Source organism: Streptomyces sp. NPDC005962 (assembly GCF_040629205.1).
Classification (GTDB): Bacteria; Actinomycetota; Actinomycetes; order Streptomycetales; family Streptomycetaceae; genus Streptomyces.
In genome coordinates this window covers 114,728-130,712 of sequence record NZ_JBEXVE010000019.1, presented here as the reverse complement: position 1 = coordinate 130,712, position 15,985 = coordinate 114,728, and the positions used below count along the sequence as shown (strand labels likewise).

Sequence of the window (15,985 nt, the reverse complement as noted above, 5' to 3'; positions counted from 1 at the left end):
GCTGTGGACAACCCCTATGAGGTGCCCAGCGGGGGTCCCGTGGTGCCGTCCCAGCGGGCCCGGCGCATGTCGATCTTCGGCAGATGTCCCTCGGCCGAGCGCGGCGCCTCGCGCAGCGCGGTGCCCTCCTCGCGGTAGTGGTCGAGGGCGCGCAGCTCGCTGCCGGGCAGCAGCGCGCCGTCCGCGCGCACCACGCGCCACCACGGCACGGCGCCCCCGTAGAGGGCCATCACCCGCCCCACCTGGCGCGGGCCGCCCTCCTCCAGCCACTCGGCGACGTCCCCGTAGGTCATCACGCGGCCCGGCGGAATCCGCTCGGCGACGTCCAGCACCCGCTCCGCGTACGCGGGCAGCTCCTCGGCGGCCCGCGGCTCCTCGCTCTCCCGGCTCATCCCGCCCATCCTGCCGCACACCACCGACAGCGCCACCGACAGCGCCACCAGTACAGCCCGGCGCGGTACCGTCGAAGGCTCTGCGGACGGCAGCAGTGGTTCGATCACACATTGTGCGGGAATTCACTACAGGGCGTACGATCCGAGGCTCACATCCCCGAAATGCACCCTGATGCCCTCCTCCGCAGCCCGGGCATGCCACCATCTTCCGGGCGGTGACTGGTGATACGAGATCAAGAAGAGACGGCGAAGCAGCAGGGTGCGCAGCCTCCTGAAGAGGAGGCCCGCACCCCTGAGGCGCTGCCGCGCTCCGACGGCTCCGATGGCACCGACGGTCCGCACGGCCCCCACGACCACGGCGGCGCCGAGGGCTGCGGCGAGCCGAACGACCCGGACGGCCCGCAGGGGCACAACGACCGCGTCTCGGGCGACGAACCGCTGCTGCCCGCCCGGGTGCACCGCCCCTCGGACCTGATGCGGCTGCTGCTCGGCGCGCTGGGCATCGCCATCGTCCTGGCCGTCGCGGCCTTCGCGCACGGCACCACCGCGGGGCTGGAGAAGGACATCGGCCACGGCGCCAACCAGGCGCCCCCGCTGATGATCGACTTCGCGGGGCTCACGGCCAGCATCGCCGTGCTCGTCCTGCCGGTGGCGTTCGCGATCGAGCGGCTGGTCAAACGGGACGGGCTGCGGATCGCGGACGGCGTCCTGGCCGCCGTCCTCGCCCACGGCATCTCTCTCGCCACCGATCTGTGGGTCGCCAGAGCCGCGCCCGACTCGATCCGCGAAGCTCTCACCCAGCCCGCGCCCGGCGGCGCCCTGAGCGACCCCGTGCACGGCTATCTCGCCCCGGTGATCGCCTATATGACGGCCGTCGGGATGTCGCGCCGCCCGCGCTGGCGGGTGGCCATGTGGGGCGTCCTGCTGCTCGACGCGTTCGCGGTGCTCGTCGGCGGCTACACCACCCCCTTCTCGATCATCATCACGGTGCTCATCGGCTGGACCGTCGCCTACGGCACCCTGTACGCCGTCGGCTCCCCCAACGTCCGGCCCACCGGCCAGCACCTGCTCGCCGGGCTGCGCCGGGTCGGCTTCAACCCGGTCAGCGCGGCGCGCGCCGAGGAGGCCGTCGACGAGCACGGCAACCACAGCGACCGCGGCCGCCGCTATCTGGTCACCCTGGAGGACGGGCCGCCGCTGGACGTCACCGTGGTCGACCGCGAACAGCAGGCCCAGGGCTTCTTCTACAGCGTCTGGCAGCGGCTGACGCTGCGCACGATCACCCCGCCGCGCAGCCTCCAGTCGCTCCGCCAGGCGCTGGAGCAGGAGGCGCTGCTCGCGTACGCGGCGATCGCGGCGGGCGCCAACGCCCCCAAGCTGATCGCCACTTCCGAGCTGGGCCCGGACGCGGTGATGCTGGTGTACGAGCACATCGGCGGCCGCCCCTTCCACGCCCTGCCGGACGAGGCGATCACCGATGAGCTGCTGGCCGGGGCCTGGCACCAGGTGCAGGCGCTCCAGTCGCGGCGCATCGCCCACCGGCGGCTGGACAGCGACGCCCTGCTGATCGACCGCTCCGGCGCGGTCATCCTGACGGATCTGCGCGGCGGCGAGATCGCGGCGGGCGACGTGGTGCTGCGGATGGACATCGCACAGCTGCTGACCACCCTGGGGCTGCGGGCGGGCGCCGAGCGCTCCGTGGCCGTCGCGGTCGACGTCATCGGCCCGGACGCGGTCGCCGACTGCCTTCCCCTGCTCCAGCCCCTCGCCCTGGGCCGGGCCACCCGGGCGACGCTGCGCCAGCAGGCCCGGGAACGCGCCCAGCGGCAGCGCGAGGCCGTGCTGGAGGCGTCCCGCGCCGCCAAGGAGGCCAAGGATGCGCGGGAGGCCGAGGAGGCCGAGGAGACCCGGGGCGGGGCCGACAGCGGGCGCAAGGTGGAACCGGCCGTCAGCGACCGCAAGACGGCCAAGGCCGAGAAGCAGGCCGAGAAGCAGGCGCTCGACGAGGCCCTGGAGGAGGCCCGCGAGGAGGATCTGCTCGCCCAGATCCGCCGCCAGGTGCTGCTGGTGCGGCCGCAGGCGCCGATCGAACCGGTGCGGCTGGAGCGCATCAAGCCGCGCACCCTGATCAGCTTCTGCGCGGGCGCCTTCGCCGCGTACTTCCTGCTGTCCCAGTTCACCCACGTCAAGCTGGGCGCCCTGGTCTCCGAGGCCAACTGGATCTGGGTGCTGTTCGCGCTCGTCTTCTCCGCGCTCACCTATGTGGCCGCGGCGCTGAGCCTGCTCGGCTTCGTCCCCGAGAAGGTGCCCTTCGGGCGTACGGTGCTGGCGCAGGTCGCCGCCTCCTTCGTGAAGCTCGTGGCCCCCGCGGCGGTCGGCGGCGTCGCCCTCAACACCCGCTTCCTGCAGCGCGCGGGGGTGCGGCCGGGGCTCGCGGTGGCGAGCGTCGGCGCCTCGCAGCTCTTCGGCCTGGCCAGCCACATCGTGCTGCTGGCCACCTTCGGCTACATCACCGGCACCGAGCGCACCCCGACGCTCTCACCGTCCCGGACCGTGATCGCCGGGCTGCTGACGGGCGCCGTGCTGACCCTCGTGGTCACCGCCGTCCCGGCCTTGCGCAAGTTCGTCTCCACCCGGGTGCGGTCGCTGTTCGCGGGCGTCGTGCCGCGCATGCTGGACGTGCTCCAGCGGCCCCGGAAGCTGCTCGCCGGGATCGGCGGCATGCTGCTGCTGACCGCGGCCAACGTGATGTGCCTCGACGCGTCCATCCGCGCGTTCGGCGGCGAGCTGAGCTACGCGAGCATCGCGGTCGTCTTCCTCGCGGGCAACGCCCTGGGCTCCGCGGCGCCCACCCCGGGCGGCGTCGGCGCCGTCGAGGCCGCCCTGATCGCCGGACTGACCTTCGCCGGGCTGCCGTACGAGGTGGCCGCGCCCGCGGTGCTGCTCTTCCGGCTGATGGTCTTCTGGCTGCCGGTGCTGCCCGGCTGGCTGGCGTTCACCCACCTCACCCGCCAAGAGTCGCTGTAGCGGCCGTCGCGCCCGTCACCGCCGTAGCGCCCGTCACCGCCGTAGCGGCCGTCACCGCCGTAAGGCGCGCCTTGGCGCCCGTCGCCGCCGTGACGCCCCTCTTCGTACGGCTCCCGTGCCGCCTCACCCGTACGCCCGCGCTGTGCGCGCGCGCCCCCGCCGTGGCCCGCAGGATGGCCGTACGCCGCCACCCCGGGAGAGCCGCCGTGTCCCGACCCCTGCGCACCGGTGCGCTGTCCGCCGCCGCCCTGCTGCTCGCCGCGACCGCCGGATGCGGTGGCGACCCCGGCCGTCCGGACACCTCCGCGAGCCAGAACCTCCACTGGGCCGCCTGTCCCGTCCCCTCCGACAGCGAGGACGGGGCCGCCGGCAAGGCCCCGGGCCGGGAATGGCAGTGCGCGACCCTGCATGTCCCGCTCGACTACACGAAGCCGCGCGGCGCCACCATCGGCATCGCGATGATCCGCGCCAAGGCCACCGACCCGAAGAAGCGGATCGGCTCACTGATCTTCAACTTCGGCGGCCCCGGCGGCTCCGGCGTCGCCACGCTCCCCGCGCTCGCGGGCACCTACAAACAGCTGCGCACCCGCTATGACCTGGTCAGCTTCGATCCACGCGGGGTCGGCCGCAGCAAGGGCGTGCACTGCCTCGACAACAAGCAGCTCGACGCCTACTACGCGGCCGACGCCACCCCGGACGACTCCGCCGAGGTGACATCCCTGACGCACCGGGTCAAGACCTACGCCGCCGGATGCGAGAAGCGGTCCGGCGCGGTCCTCCCGTACGTCGGCACCACCAACGCCGCCCGCGACATGGACGTGATGCGCCGCGTCCTCGGCGACCGCAAGCTGTACTACTTCGGCGTCTCCTACGGCACCGAACTGGGCGGCGTCTACGCCCATCTGTACCCCAAGAAGGTGGGCCGGGCACTCTTCGACGGCGTCGTGGACCCCGGCCAGAACCCCGAGCAGGGCGCCCTCGGCCAGGCGAAGGGGTTCCAACTGGCGCTGGGCGACTACCTGAAGGGGTGCCGCGGCACCGCCGGGGCCAGGTGTCCGACCCAGGCCCGCATTCAGGCCCTGCTCAAGCGCCTCGACCGGCATCCGGTCGCGGGCAGCGGCAACCGGAAGCTCACCCAGTCGCTGGCCGACGGGGGCATCGCGCAGTCCCTGTACTCACGGGACTTCTGGCCGTATCTCACCCAGGGGATCGACGGGGCGCAGCAGGGTGACGGCGGGCTGCTGCTGGCCCTCGGCGACGCCATGAACGGGCGCGGCCAGAACGGCGACTACAGCACCCTTCAGGCCTCGCTCAACGCCGTCACCTGCGCCGACTTCAAACAGCGCTACAGCCTGGCCGACATCCGGGAGAAGCTGCCCGCCTTCCGCGAGGCGTCCCCGGTGTTCGGCGACTTCATGGCGTGGAGCCTCACCCAGTGCACCGGCTGGCCCGTCCACGGCGCCTGGACCACGCCCGACGTCAGCGCCCGCGGCGCCGCCCCCATCCTGGTCGTCGGCAACACCGGCGATCCGGCCACGCCGTACGCCGGGGCGCGGAAGATGGCCGACGAACTGGGGCCCGGGGTCGGCGTCCAGCTCACCTACAAGGGCGAGGGGCACGGGGCGTACGACAGCGGCAACAGCTGTGTGCGCACCACTGTGAACGCCTATCTGCTGAACGGCCGGGTCCCCAAAAACGGCAAGGTCTGCACCTAGTCGGGCCGCCGTCGCGGCTGTGACGGTATGGAGAACACGCGCGCACACTCCCGCTCATACCATCCTCATAGGATCAGCGACCATGTCGAGTTCCCCCCGCACCATACGGACCAGGGCGCTGGTCTCCGCGACCGCCGTGGTCACCCTCATCGCCGTCGCGGGCTGCGGCGGAGGGGGAAAGGACCAGGGAAAGGCGTCGGCCACTCCGTCGGCCACCGCCCCGTCCGGTCCCTCGTCCGCCGCCCCGGCCGCGCCCCCGGGCTCCTCCGGCCTGCCCGGCTCGCTCACGGGCCAGAAGCCGCGCTGGAAGGGCTGCGCGGCGCCGACCCCGCCGCAGGGCACCGGCAAGGCGCCCGGCGGCGACTGGGAGTGCGCGGACCTCAAGGTGCCGCTGGACTGGGCGAAGCCGGACGGAGAGACCATCGACCTCGCCATGATCCGCGCCAAGGCCACCGGCCCGGAGAAGCGGATCGGCTCCCTGGTGTTCAACTTCGGCGGCCCCGGCGGCTCCGGGGTTTCCTCCCTGCCCGGATTCAGCGGGGATTACCAGAAACTGCGCTCGCGCTATGACCTGGTGAGCTTCGATCCGCGCGGAGTCGGCGAAAGCTCGGGCGTGACCTGCCGGAGCGACAAGGAGATCGACGCCGCGGAGGCGGTGGACGGCACTCCGGACGACGCCGCCGAGATCAAGGCCGCGAGCGCGGACGCGAAGAAATACGTCGCCGGGTGCGAAAAGCGTTCCGGAAAGGTGCTCCCGCATGTGGACACCGTCAGCGCCGCCCGCGACATGGACCTGATGCGGCAGGTGCTCGGCGACCGGAAACTCTCGTATTTCGGTATCTCCTACGGCACCGAACTCGGCGGCGTCTACGCCCATCTGTATCCGCGGCATGTGGCACGCGCGGTCCTCGACGCCGTGGTCGACCCGTCCGCGGACACCGAACAGGGCTCCCTCGCCCAGGCCAGGGGGTTCCAGCTCGCGCTGGGCAACTACCTCCGGGACTGCGCCGGGAAGGGCGCCGCCTGCCCGGTCGGCGACGATCCGAAGGCGGGCGCCGAGAAGATCGTCACGCTGCTGGGGAAACTCGACAAGAAGCCGCTGGAAACCGACAGCGGCCGCAAGCTCACCGAAGGAGGAGCGCTCGGCGGTATCGCCGCCGCGCTCTACTCCGAGGACAGCTGGAAATACCTGACGCTGGGCCTTCAGGAGGCGCTGACGCTCGGCAAGGGCAATCTGCTGCTCGCGATGTCGGATTCGATGTCCGGCCGTGACACAAAGGGCCGCTACAGCAATATCAACGCGGCCAATACGGCGGTCAATTGCGCCGACGAGAAGAAGCGCTACACGGTGAGCGAGGTGAAGGAGCGGCTGCCGCGGTTCCGTAAGGCCTCGAAGGTCTTCGGCGACTATCTGGCCTGGTCCCTGCTCGCCTGCACCGGCTGGCCGGTCGACGGCAGGGCCGACACCCCGGACGTGAGCGCCAGGGGGGCCGCTCCGGTCCTCGTCATCGGCAACACCGGCGATCCGGCCACCCCTTACGAAGGGGCCCGGACGATGGCCCGCGAACTGGGCCGGGGCGTGGGCGTCGAGGTCACGTACCGGGGACAGGGCCATGGCGCGTACAACAGCGGCAACGGCTGCATGACGAAGACCGTGAACGCCTATCTGCTCGACGGGAAGGTGCCGTCCAGCGGTAAGACCTGCGGGTGAGCGACGAGGGGCCCGGACCGCCACACCGGCGGTCCGGGCCCCTCGCGCACGGCTCTGTCAGCAGATCAGTAGATCGGCTTGTCGGGCTCGATCTGGTTGACCCAGCCGATCACGCCGCCGCCCACGTGGACGGCGTCGGAGAAGCCCGCGGACTTCAGGACGGCCAGAACTTCCGCGGACCGGACGCCCGTCTTGCAATGCAAGACGATCTTCTTGTCCTGCGGCATGTCCTGAAGGGCGCCGCCCATCAGGAACTCGTTCTTCGGGATCAGCCGGGCGCCCGGGATCGAGACGATCTCGTACTCGTTCTGCTCGCGGACATCGATGATGTCGATGGCCTCGCCGTCGTCGATCCACTCCTTGAGCTGCTTGGGAGTGATCGTCGAACCGGCCGCAGCCTCCTGGGCCTCGTCCGAGACGACACCGCAGAAGGCCTCGTAGTCGATCAGCTCGGTGACCGTGGCGTTCGGGCCGCAGACCGCGCAGTCCGGGTCCTTGCGGACCTTGACCTGCTTGTAGGTCATCTCCAGGGCGTCGTAGATCATCAGTCGGCCGAGCAGCGGGTCACCGGCACCGGTGAGCAGCTTGATGGCCTCGGTGACCTGGATGGAGCCGATGGACGCGCACAGCACGCCCAGGACCCCGCCCTCGGCGCAGGAGGGGACCATGCCGGGGGGCGGGGGCTCCGGGTACAGGCAGCGGTAGCACGGGCCGTGCTCGGACCAGAACACGGACGCCTGGCCGTCGAACCGGTAGATCGAGCCCCATACGTACGGCTTCTTCAGCAGCACGCAGGCGTCGTTGACCAGGTAGCGGGTGGCGAAGTTGTCGGTGCCGTCGACGATCAGGTCGTACTGGGAGAAAATCTCCATCACGTTGTCGGCTTCGAGCCGGCCCTCGTGCAGCACGACGTTCGTGTAGGGGTTGATGCCGAGGACGCTGTCGCGCGCGGACTGCGCCTTCGGGCGGCCGATGTCCGCCTGGCTGTGGATGATCTGGCGCTGCAGGTTGGACTCGTCGACCTCGTCGAACTCGATGATGCCGAGGGTGCCCACACCGGCGGCGGCGAGGTACATCAGGGCGGGCGAGCCGAGACCGCCCGCGCCCACACAGAGCACCTTGGCGTTCTTCAGCCGCTTCTGGCCCTCCATACCGACATCCGGGATGATCAGATGGCGTGAGTACCTGCGGACCTCGTCGACGGTGAGCTCGGCAGCCGGCTCGACCAGGGGTGGCAGCGACACAAGGACTCCGTAGTGGGTAGGAGCGGGCGGAATTCACCCCCGCATGAGCGGGGAGATTGTCTTCTCGTCTCCTCGTAACACTGCCACGCCCCATCTCATTCCATGACACACGGTCCGATGTGCGAGACGAAATCGTCCCAGTGGCCGGGCAGCGTCTCCCACAGCGCGGCGGAGCCCGCGCGCTGGCCCGGGCGGGTCGTGTGGTCCGTGAAGAAGACCGTGCCCGCACCCTGCCAGCGGGCGATGCGCAGCGCCTCATCCAGATGCGGCCGGGGCACCCCGTGCACCAGATGGCAGAACCGTTCGGGCGGATAGCCCGCCGTCCACTCCGCGACCTGGGACCAGCGGTAGTCGGCCCACCGGCCGCGGAAGGTCACCAGCTGGTCGGCGACCTCCGCGTATTCCTCGTACGGATGGGTGTCCTGGCCCAGCACCGTGTACGCGCCGCCGCGCATCGCGCGCAGCGTGGTGACGATCCGGTGGACCTGCCCCAGCCCCGGGCGCTCCGACGGGCAGCGGTCCAGATAGAAGCCGTCTGGCCGGTACCAGTCCAGGTAGCGGGTGGCGTCCGAGACCAGCTCGCCGAAGGGGCGGGCGCCGAACCGCAGGTCCAGCCGCCCCAGCACCCGTACGCCCGCGGTGCGCAGCCGGGACACCGCGGCGGCGCAGTACGCGTCCGGGCACGCGCCGGGGCCGCGCGCGACGTCCAGGACCGCCCAGTGCACCGGGCTGCCCTGGCGGGTCAGCTCACCCCATTCGGCCGGTGCGACCAGGGGGTGCGCCCAGCCCGGCACCCCGATGCCCAGCCCGGCGGCGGGCGGCGGCGCCGGGCTGGGCCGGGGCCCCGGGGAGGTCAGATGCGACACGCCGCCTCCATCCAGATGTCTGCGAGGGACTCCTCCAGCGGAATGCGGGAGCGCCAGCCGAGCCGGTCGCGCGCGGTGCGCACATCGGCCTGCTGCCAGCTGCCGCAGCCGTCCGGGTAGGGGTACGCGGCGGCGCCGCCGTGCTCCGCCATTCCGGAAGCGTGACCGAGGGCGTGACCGAGGGCGTGACCGGGGGCGTGCGGAACGGGGGCCGGAGCGTGGCCGGGCGGGTGCGCGGGGGACGGGATATGGGCGGCCGGGTGCAGCGGGTTCCGCCCGGGCGGGACGTCGACCTCGTGCAAGGTGCCGCCGAAGCCCGCCACCCGGGCCAGCACGGAGGCCGCCTCGCGCAGCCGGACGGCGCGCCCGGTGCCGATGTTGACGACGCCCTGCGCGGCCGACAGGGAGGCCGCGTGGACCGCCCGCGCCACGTCCCGTACGTCCACGAAGTCCCGCTGCACCCCGAGGCCGCTCAGCTTCAGCTCGCTGTCCCCGGCCTGCATCGCGCGCCGCATCGCCTCGGCGAGCCGCCCGAGCGGGGAACCGGCCGGGGTGCCGGGCCCGACCGGCGAGAAGACCCTCAGCACCACCGCGTCCAGACCGGAGCCGAGCACCAGCTCGGTCGCGGCCAGCTTGCTCACGCCGTACGGGCCGCCGGGGCGCGGTACGGCGTCCTCGGCGGTGGACGAACCGGGCTGGGAGGGCCCGTACTCGGAGGAGCAGCCGATCTGGACGAGCCGGGCGCCGCAGCCGCTGCGGCGCAGCGACTCGCAGACGGTCGCGACGGCCACGGTGTTGTGCCGGGTCAGCTCGCGGGCCCCGCCGCGGGTCGCGCCCGCGCAGTTGATCACCACCCCGGGGTGGACCGCGTTCAGGAAGCGGGTGAGCGCGCCGGGGCTGCCGTTGGACAGGTCGAACCGCACGTCGGCGTCGTCGCCGCGGCCGAGCGCGGTGAGCTGGACGGCGGGGTCGGCCAGCAGGTGTTCGGCGACGTAGCGGCCCAGGTAGCCGCCGGAGCCGAGCAGCAGGACTCTCATCGTCGCGCCTCCCCGGGGATGGCGTAGGGGGCGGTCGTCTCGTCGCTCATGGATGTGCTCCTCGGAGGGATGGGAAGGGGTGGCGGTGTGGGGGGCGTGGTGGGGGCGGTGTGGGCCGAGGCGCGGGACAGGGCGGCGCACGCGTACACCAGCAGCGCGAGCGCGGCGGCCCCGCAGGCCACGGCGGGGACGGCGGCCGTGCCGTTTGCCGCGGCCGTGCCGTGGGCTGCGGTTGTGCCATGGGCGGCCAGCCACCGCACCGGCTCGCCGAGTGCCGCGCCGCCCGGCAGCCGGGCGGCCCCGGCGGCGCCCAGCACGGCCGCCTCGGCGGCGCAGGCCACGGCGGTGCCGGTGGCCGCGGCGGCGCGGAAGCCGTGGACGGTGAGCAGCCGGGCGAGGAACAGCAGAGCGGCCAGCGCGGCGACGCCCGCCTCGGCGGTGGGGTCTACGGCAGCGCCGGGCACCGTGAGCCGGGCCGTGAGCACCAGCGGCGGCAGGGTGGCCAGGAAGGCCAGGGCGGTGGCCGCGCACAGCGGACGGACGCCCGCCGCGAACTCGTCCAGCGCGCTGCTGGCGGCGAGCCTGCGGCGCGCCCGTACGGCGAACCAGCGGGCACACCACGCGGCGGGCGCGACGGCGAGGCCGAGGACGACGGCGGCCTCGGCAGCCGCCGCCGGGTCGTACGGCCCGGGGGTGCCGCCGCCTTCGCCGGTGAGTCCGGTCAGCAGCCAGTCGCCGCAGGCGGCGTAGGCGAGCAGCCAGCCGGTGCGCAGCGCTCCCGGCAGACCGGCGAAACGGCCCCCGAACCGGGCGGCGGAACGGGCGGCGGAACGGCTCGTCCCGGCGCGCCGTCCGCCCCTTCCGCCGGGCCTGCCGGACCCGCCGGACCCGCCGCGTCCGCCCGTGCCCAGCGGTCCCCGGCGCAGGCACAGCCACAGCGCGGCCGCCGTCAGGGCGGCACCGGCCGCGCCGATCACGGGGGCTCCGGTCCGGTACGCGCCGATCACGGTCGCCGTGACCAGCCCGCCGGGCAGCAGCGCGAGCAGCCCGAGCGCCGCCCGCACGCCCCATGCCCGGGCCGGGGCGGTCTCCCGACGGGGCGCGTCGTCCCCGGCGTCGCCGTCGCGCGGGACGCGGGCGTACAGCTCCTCGGCGAGCGAGAAGACGTCGCGGTGCCGGAAGCGGGCGGCGGTGCGGTCGGTGACCCCGTGGGCCTCCAGACCGGCGGCGATCTCCAGCGGGTCGACGGCCCGGGCGCACAGCTCGCGGTGGCGGTGCATCAGCGCCCGCACCGGATCGACCGATCCGCGCCGCGCCTTCGCGCCCCGCTCATGGGCCGAGGCCGGGGCGCTGGGCTGTTCGCGGGGCGCCCCGGGCGCGCCCGGCCGGTGGAGAGGCCCGGTCACGCACCCTCCTCGGACAGCGCGGCCAGGGTCCGGTGCGGCGGCGGTCCGGCCTCCGCCCACCCCGGGGTATGCGCGGGCCGCTGCCCGGCGGTCCAGTGGCCCGGGATATGGGCCTCCGCCGGGCGGGCGAACGGCAAGGGCGCGCCGTCCGCGCCGACCTCCTCGCGGCGCACCGGGCAGTGCGACATCAGCTCCAGGTAGATGCCGCGGAAGGCGACCACGTTCTGCTCGGCGGTGAAGAGCTCCAGCGCCCGGGCGCGCGCGGCGGCGCCCAGGCGGGCGCGGCGCTCGGGGTCGCGCAACAGCGCCAGGCACGCGTCGGCGAGCGCCCTGGGGTTGCGCGGCGGCACCACCAGGCCGGTGCCGCCGATGGCCTCGCACACGGCGCCCGCGTCCGTCGAGACCGTGGCCCGGCCGCAGAACATCGCCTCGACCAGCCCCACCGGAAAGCCCTCGACCACGCTGGACAGCACGACGACGGCGCCCGCCGCGTACGCGTCCGCCAGGGTGGGCACCTCGGGGTCGCCGACGTGCTCGAAGGAGACCGGATTGTCCCCGGGCGTATGGGCGTCGGCGGCCTCGTCGGGGAAGAGATGGGCGGCCAGGGCGCGGCAGTGGGCCGGGTAACCGTCGGCGGGATCGGCACCGGAACGGGACTCGGGCCGGGTCTCGTAACGGGTCTCGGGCCGGGTCTCGATGACGCGCAGCCGCGCGTCCGGGTGCCACCGGCGCACCTCGGCGAAGGCGTGCAGCAGCGCGACGATGTCCTTGGCGGGTTCGAGACGGCCCACCCACACCAGCGTCCGGTCGTCCCCGCCGACGGCCGCCGCGCCGCCCTCGCCGACCTCCGCGAAGCAGGCGGCGTCCATGCCGGGGTAGACGGTGCGCAGCCGCTCCGGGGAGGCGCCGCACCGCTCCTGCCAGCGGCGGGCGTGGGTGTTGCCGGGGGTGATGAGCGCGGCCTGCGCGTACGCTTCGGCGGCCAGCCTGCCCTGGAAGGCGGCCAGCAAGGCGCGGACCGGCCCGGAGCGGCCGTCGCGCCCGGCGGTGCACCACAGATAGTGCTCGCGCAGCCGCACGCCGTACTCGGTGACCAGCAGCGGCGTACCGAAGCGGCGCTTGGCCAGCAGCCCGGGGAGGGCGGCCGCGCCGCCGGAGGTGGCGTGGCACACGTCCACTCCGGAGAGCCCCGGGTCGCGGCCACCGCCGCCGTACCAGTCGAGCGACAGCGGGCGCAGCGCCCGCTCCAGTGCCTCGGTCACGGCCAGCAGATCGGTGACCCGCGCCCGGTGCGCGGCGCGCGGCGCGCCGGGGGTGTGGCAGGCGCGCTCCAGGGTGCGGACGGCGTCCTCGGAGCGGAGCGCGGCGGACAGTCCGCCGCCGTCGCGGGCGAGGTCGGCGAGGCCGTGGAGCCCACTGGCGAAACGGTCCGCCTGGGCTCCGTCCGGGCCGCCCGGCACGCTGATCGCCACCGCCAGGTCCCCGAAGTGCTCGGTGAACCGCCGCCGCTGCCGCCGCCCGTACGGCCGCCGCCGGCCGGCGGGCTCGCCCCACAGCGGCGCGGTGCGCACCCGCCGCACCTGCCCGGGCAGCTCCGCCCAGCCCGCGGCCTCCTGGCGGGCGTCCCGGCTCAGCGCGTAGATCTCGAAGTCGTGCGGGTCCAGGCCGCGCACCAGCCGGTCGCACCACACCCGCGCCTCACCGGTCGCATACGGGTACCCACCCTCCGTAAGCAGTCCCACGCGCATGAGCGCACCCCCGATCTCCCCTGTGGGCAAGCCGTCATGCCGCGGTTCGGCACGTCGGGCAGCGGGAGCACGTTATGCGCGCATGGCTATGGCGCGACGGACGGTTGTCCGTCGCACCACCGGAAGGGGTGAACGCCCGTGACCTTCCTGGCTTTCAGGCGTTGTGGGGCGCTATAGAGGCCGTCAGCCCGCCGTCAGCCCTTGGGGAACGGCCAGGCGTTGGGGCGGCAGGTCACGCCGTCGGTCGCCAGGAACTTGGTCTGCTGCATCATCACCGGGGCGAGCACGCCCTGCTTGGTGCACGTCTCGTGGTTGTGCCCGAGCCGGTGCCCGACCTCGTGGTTGATGAGCATCTGGCGGTACGAGTGCATCTTGTCGTCGCCGAACGTACGGGCGCCCTGCGCCCACCGATAGGCGTTGATCATGACGCGCTCGGTGGCCGCCGAGTCGCACGAGACGTTGTCCTCGGTCGTGTCCAGCCCGGACTTCTGGCACCACACCGCGGTGGTTCCGGGGCTCGCCAGGGTGATGACGAAGTCGGGGCGCCCGGACGAGACCCGCTCGAAGGTGCGGGTGCCGCCGTGGCCCCAGCTGCGGTCGTCGTTGAGCGTCTTGTGCACCGCCTCGGCGAACAGCGCGCCGTCGAGCGGCAGCCCCTTCTCGACGTCCACCCGGTAGCGCAGGACCTCGCCCTTGCCGGGCGCCTTGTCCTGTCCGGGGACGGTCGTGAAGGCGCCCGAGCCCTTGAGCTTCGGGTCGAGCGGGAACGGGGCGGCCATCTTGGCGCCGTATGTGGCGAGTTCCGGGGTCGCGGACGGGGTGACCCGTCCGTCCGTACGGGACGACGCGGCGCCCCCGTCGCCGCGCTCCGGACCGCCGTTGGCCTGCGCCTTGCTGTCGCTCTGCGGGCCGTTCGCCACCTGTCCGGCGACCACGACGGCCAGCACGGTGGTCACGGCCGCCGCGGCGACACCGGTGAACGTGCGGCCCTTGCCGCCCTTGGCGACCCCTCGCGCGCTCTTGCCCGCGGTGTCGCCCCCGTCGGCGCTGTCGGCCCCGTCGGCCCCATAAGCCGCCGTGGCGTCATCAGGGCCGTCCGTGGCGTTCTTACGGTCGTCATCGGCTCCCGCGCCGGAGCGGGTACGGCGCGGCGGCGGCACCGCTCCGGGCGCACCGGCGGCGAAGACGTCCTCGCCGTCGGTGTCCGGGACGTCCGGGGCATCAGGGGTATGGGTGCCGGGGGCTTCGAACGCCGCCAGGTACTCCTTGCGCGGCCCGGGCATCAGCCCGCCCGCACCGCCGCCGGACGCGCCGCCACCGGACGGGCCACCGGCAGCAGGTCCGGACGCGGGCCCGGCCGTGGGTCCGCCGGGGCGCTCCGGCGCGTTCATGGTGGCGGTGCCGAAAGCGCTCCAGCCGCCGCCCTGTTCACGGCGTGCGGGGTGCCCGGGGGGTCCGGAATGCCCGCCCCTGGACCGCGGCGGTGGCGTGGCCGTTCCGTAGGCCGCCCGCGAGGTGCCCTGCGGCGGCGTCACGCCCGGGTCCTGGGCGCCGGTCGCGGCGGCGCGCCGCCGACGCCCCGCACCGGGGCCGGATTCCGCCTCGGCGGAGCCGGGGTCCCGGTCCTCCTGGCTGCCCCGTGCGCTGTGCTTACCCACGCGCCGCACCGCTCCCGTCTGTTCCGGGCACCGGTACGCCCCGTATCTTCCGGTTGTCCCGTCTGTCTCGTACATGTCTTCCGTCTGGTACGCCGACGAGTCGTCCGTCGGCGTCGTCGAGCAGTTCGCGCATGCCGCGCGCCACTGCTGCGGGGTACTCCATCATCGCGACATGTCCGGCGTCCAACAGCGTCAACAGACGCGAGTCGCGGAAGGTTGCGCTCGCCCGCCGGGCCATGCGGAAGGCCACCAGCTGGTCGCGCATGCCGTAGACGAGGAGAGTGGGCGCGAGGACCCGCTCGGCCTGCCGCCACATCGAGTGCTGGCCGCCGAGGGCGTAGGAGTCGATGAGGCCGCGCGCCGAGCGGGCGAGCGCGTCCCAGAAGTACGGGAGTGCGAGCCGCCGCTCGTACTCCTCGACGGCCAGCGCGAAGTCCTCCTCGCGGACCTGCCCGGGGTCGCCGTAGGTGAGCGCCAGCAGCTCCCGGGTGCGCCGCTCCGCGTCCCACTCGCGGGTCGCGCGGCTGAAGAGGCGGGTCACCCCGGGGATCGCGAGCAGCCCGGTGGGCACCGCGGTGCGCTGCGGGCGCCGCTCGGGCAGCGCGGGCGAGACGAGTGTGAGACTGCGCACGAGGTCCGGGCGCACGGCCGCGACGCGGATGGCGATCGTTCCGCCCATGGAATTTCCGGCCAGATGTACGGGACCGCGGCCGCTCGCGTCGATATGGCGGATGACGGCCCGGGCATGGCCGGTTATGGAGTAGTCGCCGTCGTCGGGCGGCGGGGAGTCGCCGAATCCGGGCAGGTCAGGGGCCTCGATATCCAGCCGGTCGGCGAGCTGTTCCATCAGCGCCGACCAGTTCTGGGAGCAGCCGCCGAGCCCGTGGACGAACACCGCGGGCGGCAGCCCGGAAACCGACGGCGGGCGGATACGCACGTTCAGCGTGAGACCGGGCAGGCTGGTGGTACGCAGCTTTTCACCCGCTCCGACCCGCACGGGCCGCGCGGGGGGCACCGCGGCAACGATGCGGGCTTCCGGCGGCTCGGTCGAAGACATGGGCCAATGTTACGAGACGATCACATGGCCGACCGTGTGTTCACCCTCACAGACCACGTAGCGTCCGAAAGTGACCTCTCCTAGGCTCGTAATACACAGGGGCGATCACCCTGCCCCTGGGAAG

The 15,985-nt window shown here is 73.6% G+C and carries 11 protein-coding genes; 3 read left to right on the top strand and 8 right to left on the bottom strand.

Going from position 1 to position 15,985, the window contains the following annotated elements:
* Positions 1-14: 14 nt before the first annotated feature.
* Positions 15-392: an MGMT family protein gene (locus ABZ370_RS28175; protein ID WP_358626168.1), complete on the bottom strand. Its 378-nt coding sequence runs from the start codon at positions 390-392 to the stop codon at positions 15-17.
* A gap of 222 nt (positions 393-614) precedes the next feature.
* Between ABZ370_RS28175 and ABZ370_RS28170 the strand changes: the two genes are divergently transcribed.
* The 3 genes from ABZ370_RS28170 (at position 615) to ABZ370_RS28160 (ending at position 6,845) form a co-directional block, all read left to right on the top strand.
* A complete protein-coding gene (locus ABZ370_RS28170; RefSeq protein ID WP_358626090.1) occupies positions 615-3,419 on the top strand; it encodes a lysylphosphatidylglycerol synthase transmembrane domain-containing protein in 2,805 nt (934 codons plus the stop codon).
* Between the two features lie 173 nt (positions 3,420-3,592).
* Positions 3,593-5,134 carry an alpha/beta hydrolase gene (locus ABZ370_RS28165; protein WP_358626166.1) on the top strand — a complete coding sequence of 514 codons (1,542 nt, stop codon included), beginning with the start codon at positions 3,593-3,595 and terminating at the stop codon, positions 5,132-5,134.
* An 82-nt stretch (positions 5,135-5,216) separates the two neighbouring features.
* Positions 5,217-6,845 (top strand): alpha/beta hydrolase, encoded by a 1,629-nt coding sequence (locus ABZ370_RS28160; protein ID WP_358626088.1) that lies wholly within the window; start codon positions 5,217-5,219, stop codon positions 6,843-6,845.
* A 65-nt stretch (positions 6,846-6,910) separates the two neighbouring features.
* Here ABZ370_RS28160 and moeZ read toward each other — a convergent pair whose 3' ends face one another.
* From moeZ to ABZ370_RS28125, 7 genes are all read right to left on the bottom strand, one after another.
* The gene (gene moeZ / locus ABZ370_RS28155) at positions 6,911-8,089 is read right to left on the bottom strand and encodes an adenylyltransferase/sulfurtransferase MoeZ (protein ID WP_358626086.1); all 1,179 of its coding nucleotides are present in this window, start codon (positions 8,087-8,089) and stop codon (positions 6,911-6,913) included.
* A 95-nt stretch (positions 8,090-8,184) separates the two neighbouring features.
* Positions 8,185-8,946 carry a spherulation-specific family 4 protein gene (locus ABZ370_RS28150; RefSeq protein WP_358626164.1) on the bottom strand — a complete coding sequence of 254 codons (762 nt, stop codon included), beginning with the start codon at positions 8,944-8,946 and terminating at the stop codon, positions 8,185-8,187.
* Positions 8,943-9,992, bottom strand: a complete 1,050-nt coding sequence (locus tag ABZ370_RS28145; RefSeq protein WP_358626084.1) for an NAD-dependent epimerase/dehydratase family protein — start codon at positions 9,990-9,992, stop codon at positions 8,943-8,945. Before ABZ370_RS28145 ends, ABZ370_RS28150 begins: the two co-directional genes overlap by 4 nt.
* Positions 9,989-11,398, bottom strand: coding sequence for a hypothetical protein (locus tag ABZ370_RS28140; protein ID WP_358626082.1), 1,410 nt, complete (start codon positions 11,396-11,398; stop codon positions 9,989-9,991). The genes ABZ370_RS28145 and ABZ370_RS28140 overlap by 4 nt, the downstream gene beginning before the upstream one ends.
* The gene (locus ABZ370_RS28135; protein WP_358626080.1) at positions 11,395-13,146 is read right to left on the bottom strand and encodes a DUF3492 domain-containing protein; all 1,752 of its coding nucleotides are present in this window, start codon (positions 13,144-13,146) and stop codon (positions 11,395-11,397) included. The genes ABZ370_RS28140 and ABZ370_RS28135 overlap by 4 nt, the downstream gene beginning before the upstream one ends.
* A gap of 194 nt (positions 13,147-13,340) precedes the next feature.
* Positions 13,341-14,813 carry a DUF3152 domain-containing protein gene (locus tag ABZ370_RS28130; RefSeq protein ID WP_358626078.1) on the bottom strand — a complete coding sequence of 491 codons (1,473 nt, stop codon included), beginning with the start codon at positions 14,811-14,813 and terminating at the stop codon, positions 13,341-13,343.
* Positions 14,797-15,861 carry an alpha/beta hydrolase gene (locus ABZ370_RS28125; RefSeq protein ID WP_358626076.1) on the bottom strand — a complete coding sequence of 355 codons (1,065 nt, stop codon included), beginning with the start codon at positions 15,859-15,861 and terminating at the stop codon, positions 14,797-14,799. The genes ABZ370_RS28130 and ABZ370_RS28125 overlap by 17 nt, the downstream gene beginning before the upstream one ends.
* Positions 15,862-15,985 lie beyond the last annotated feature (124 nt).

Coding starts and splice junctions, on each gene's coding strand:
- ABZ370_RS28175 (WP_358626168.1), bottom strand. CDS start 392: ATGAGCCGGGAGAGCGAGGAGCCGCGGGCCGCCGAGGAGCTGCCCGCG.
- ABZ370_RS28165 (WP_358626166.1), top strand. CDS start 3,593: ATGGCCGTACGCCGCCACCCCGGGAGAGCCGCCGTGTCCCGACCCCTG.
- ABZ370_RS28160 (WP_358626088.1), top strand. CDS start 5,217: ATGTCGAGTTCCCCCCGCACCATACGGACCAGGGCGCTGGTCTCCGCG.
- ABZ370_RS28145 (WP_358626084.1), bottom strand. CDS start 9,992: ATGAGAGTCCTGCTGCTCGGCTCCGGCGGCTACCTGGGCCGCTACGTC.
- ABZ370_RS28135 (WP_358626080.1), bottom strand. CDS start 13,146: ATGCGCGTGGGACTGCTTACGGAGGGTGGGTACCCGTATGCGACCGGT.
- ABZ370_RS28125 (WP_358626076.1), bottom strand. CDS start 15,861: ATGTCTTCGACCGAGCCGCCGGAAGCCCGCATCGTTGCCGCGGTGCCC.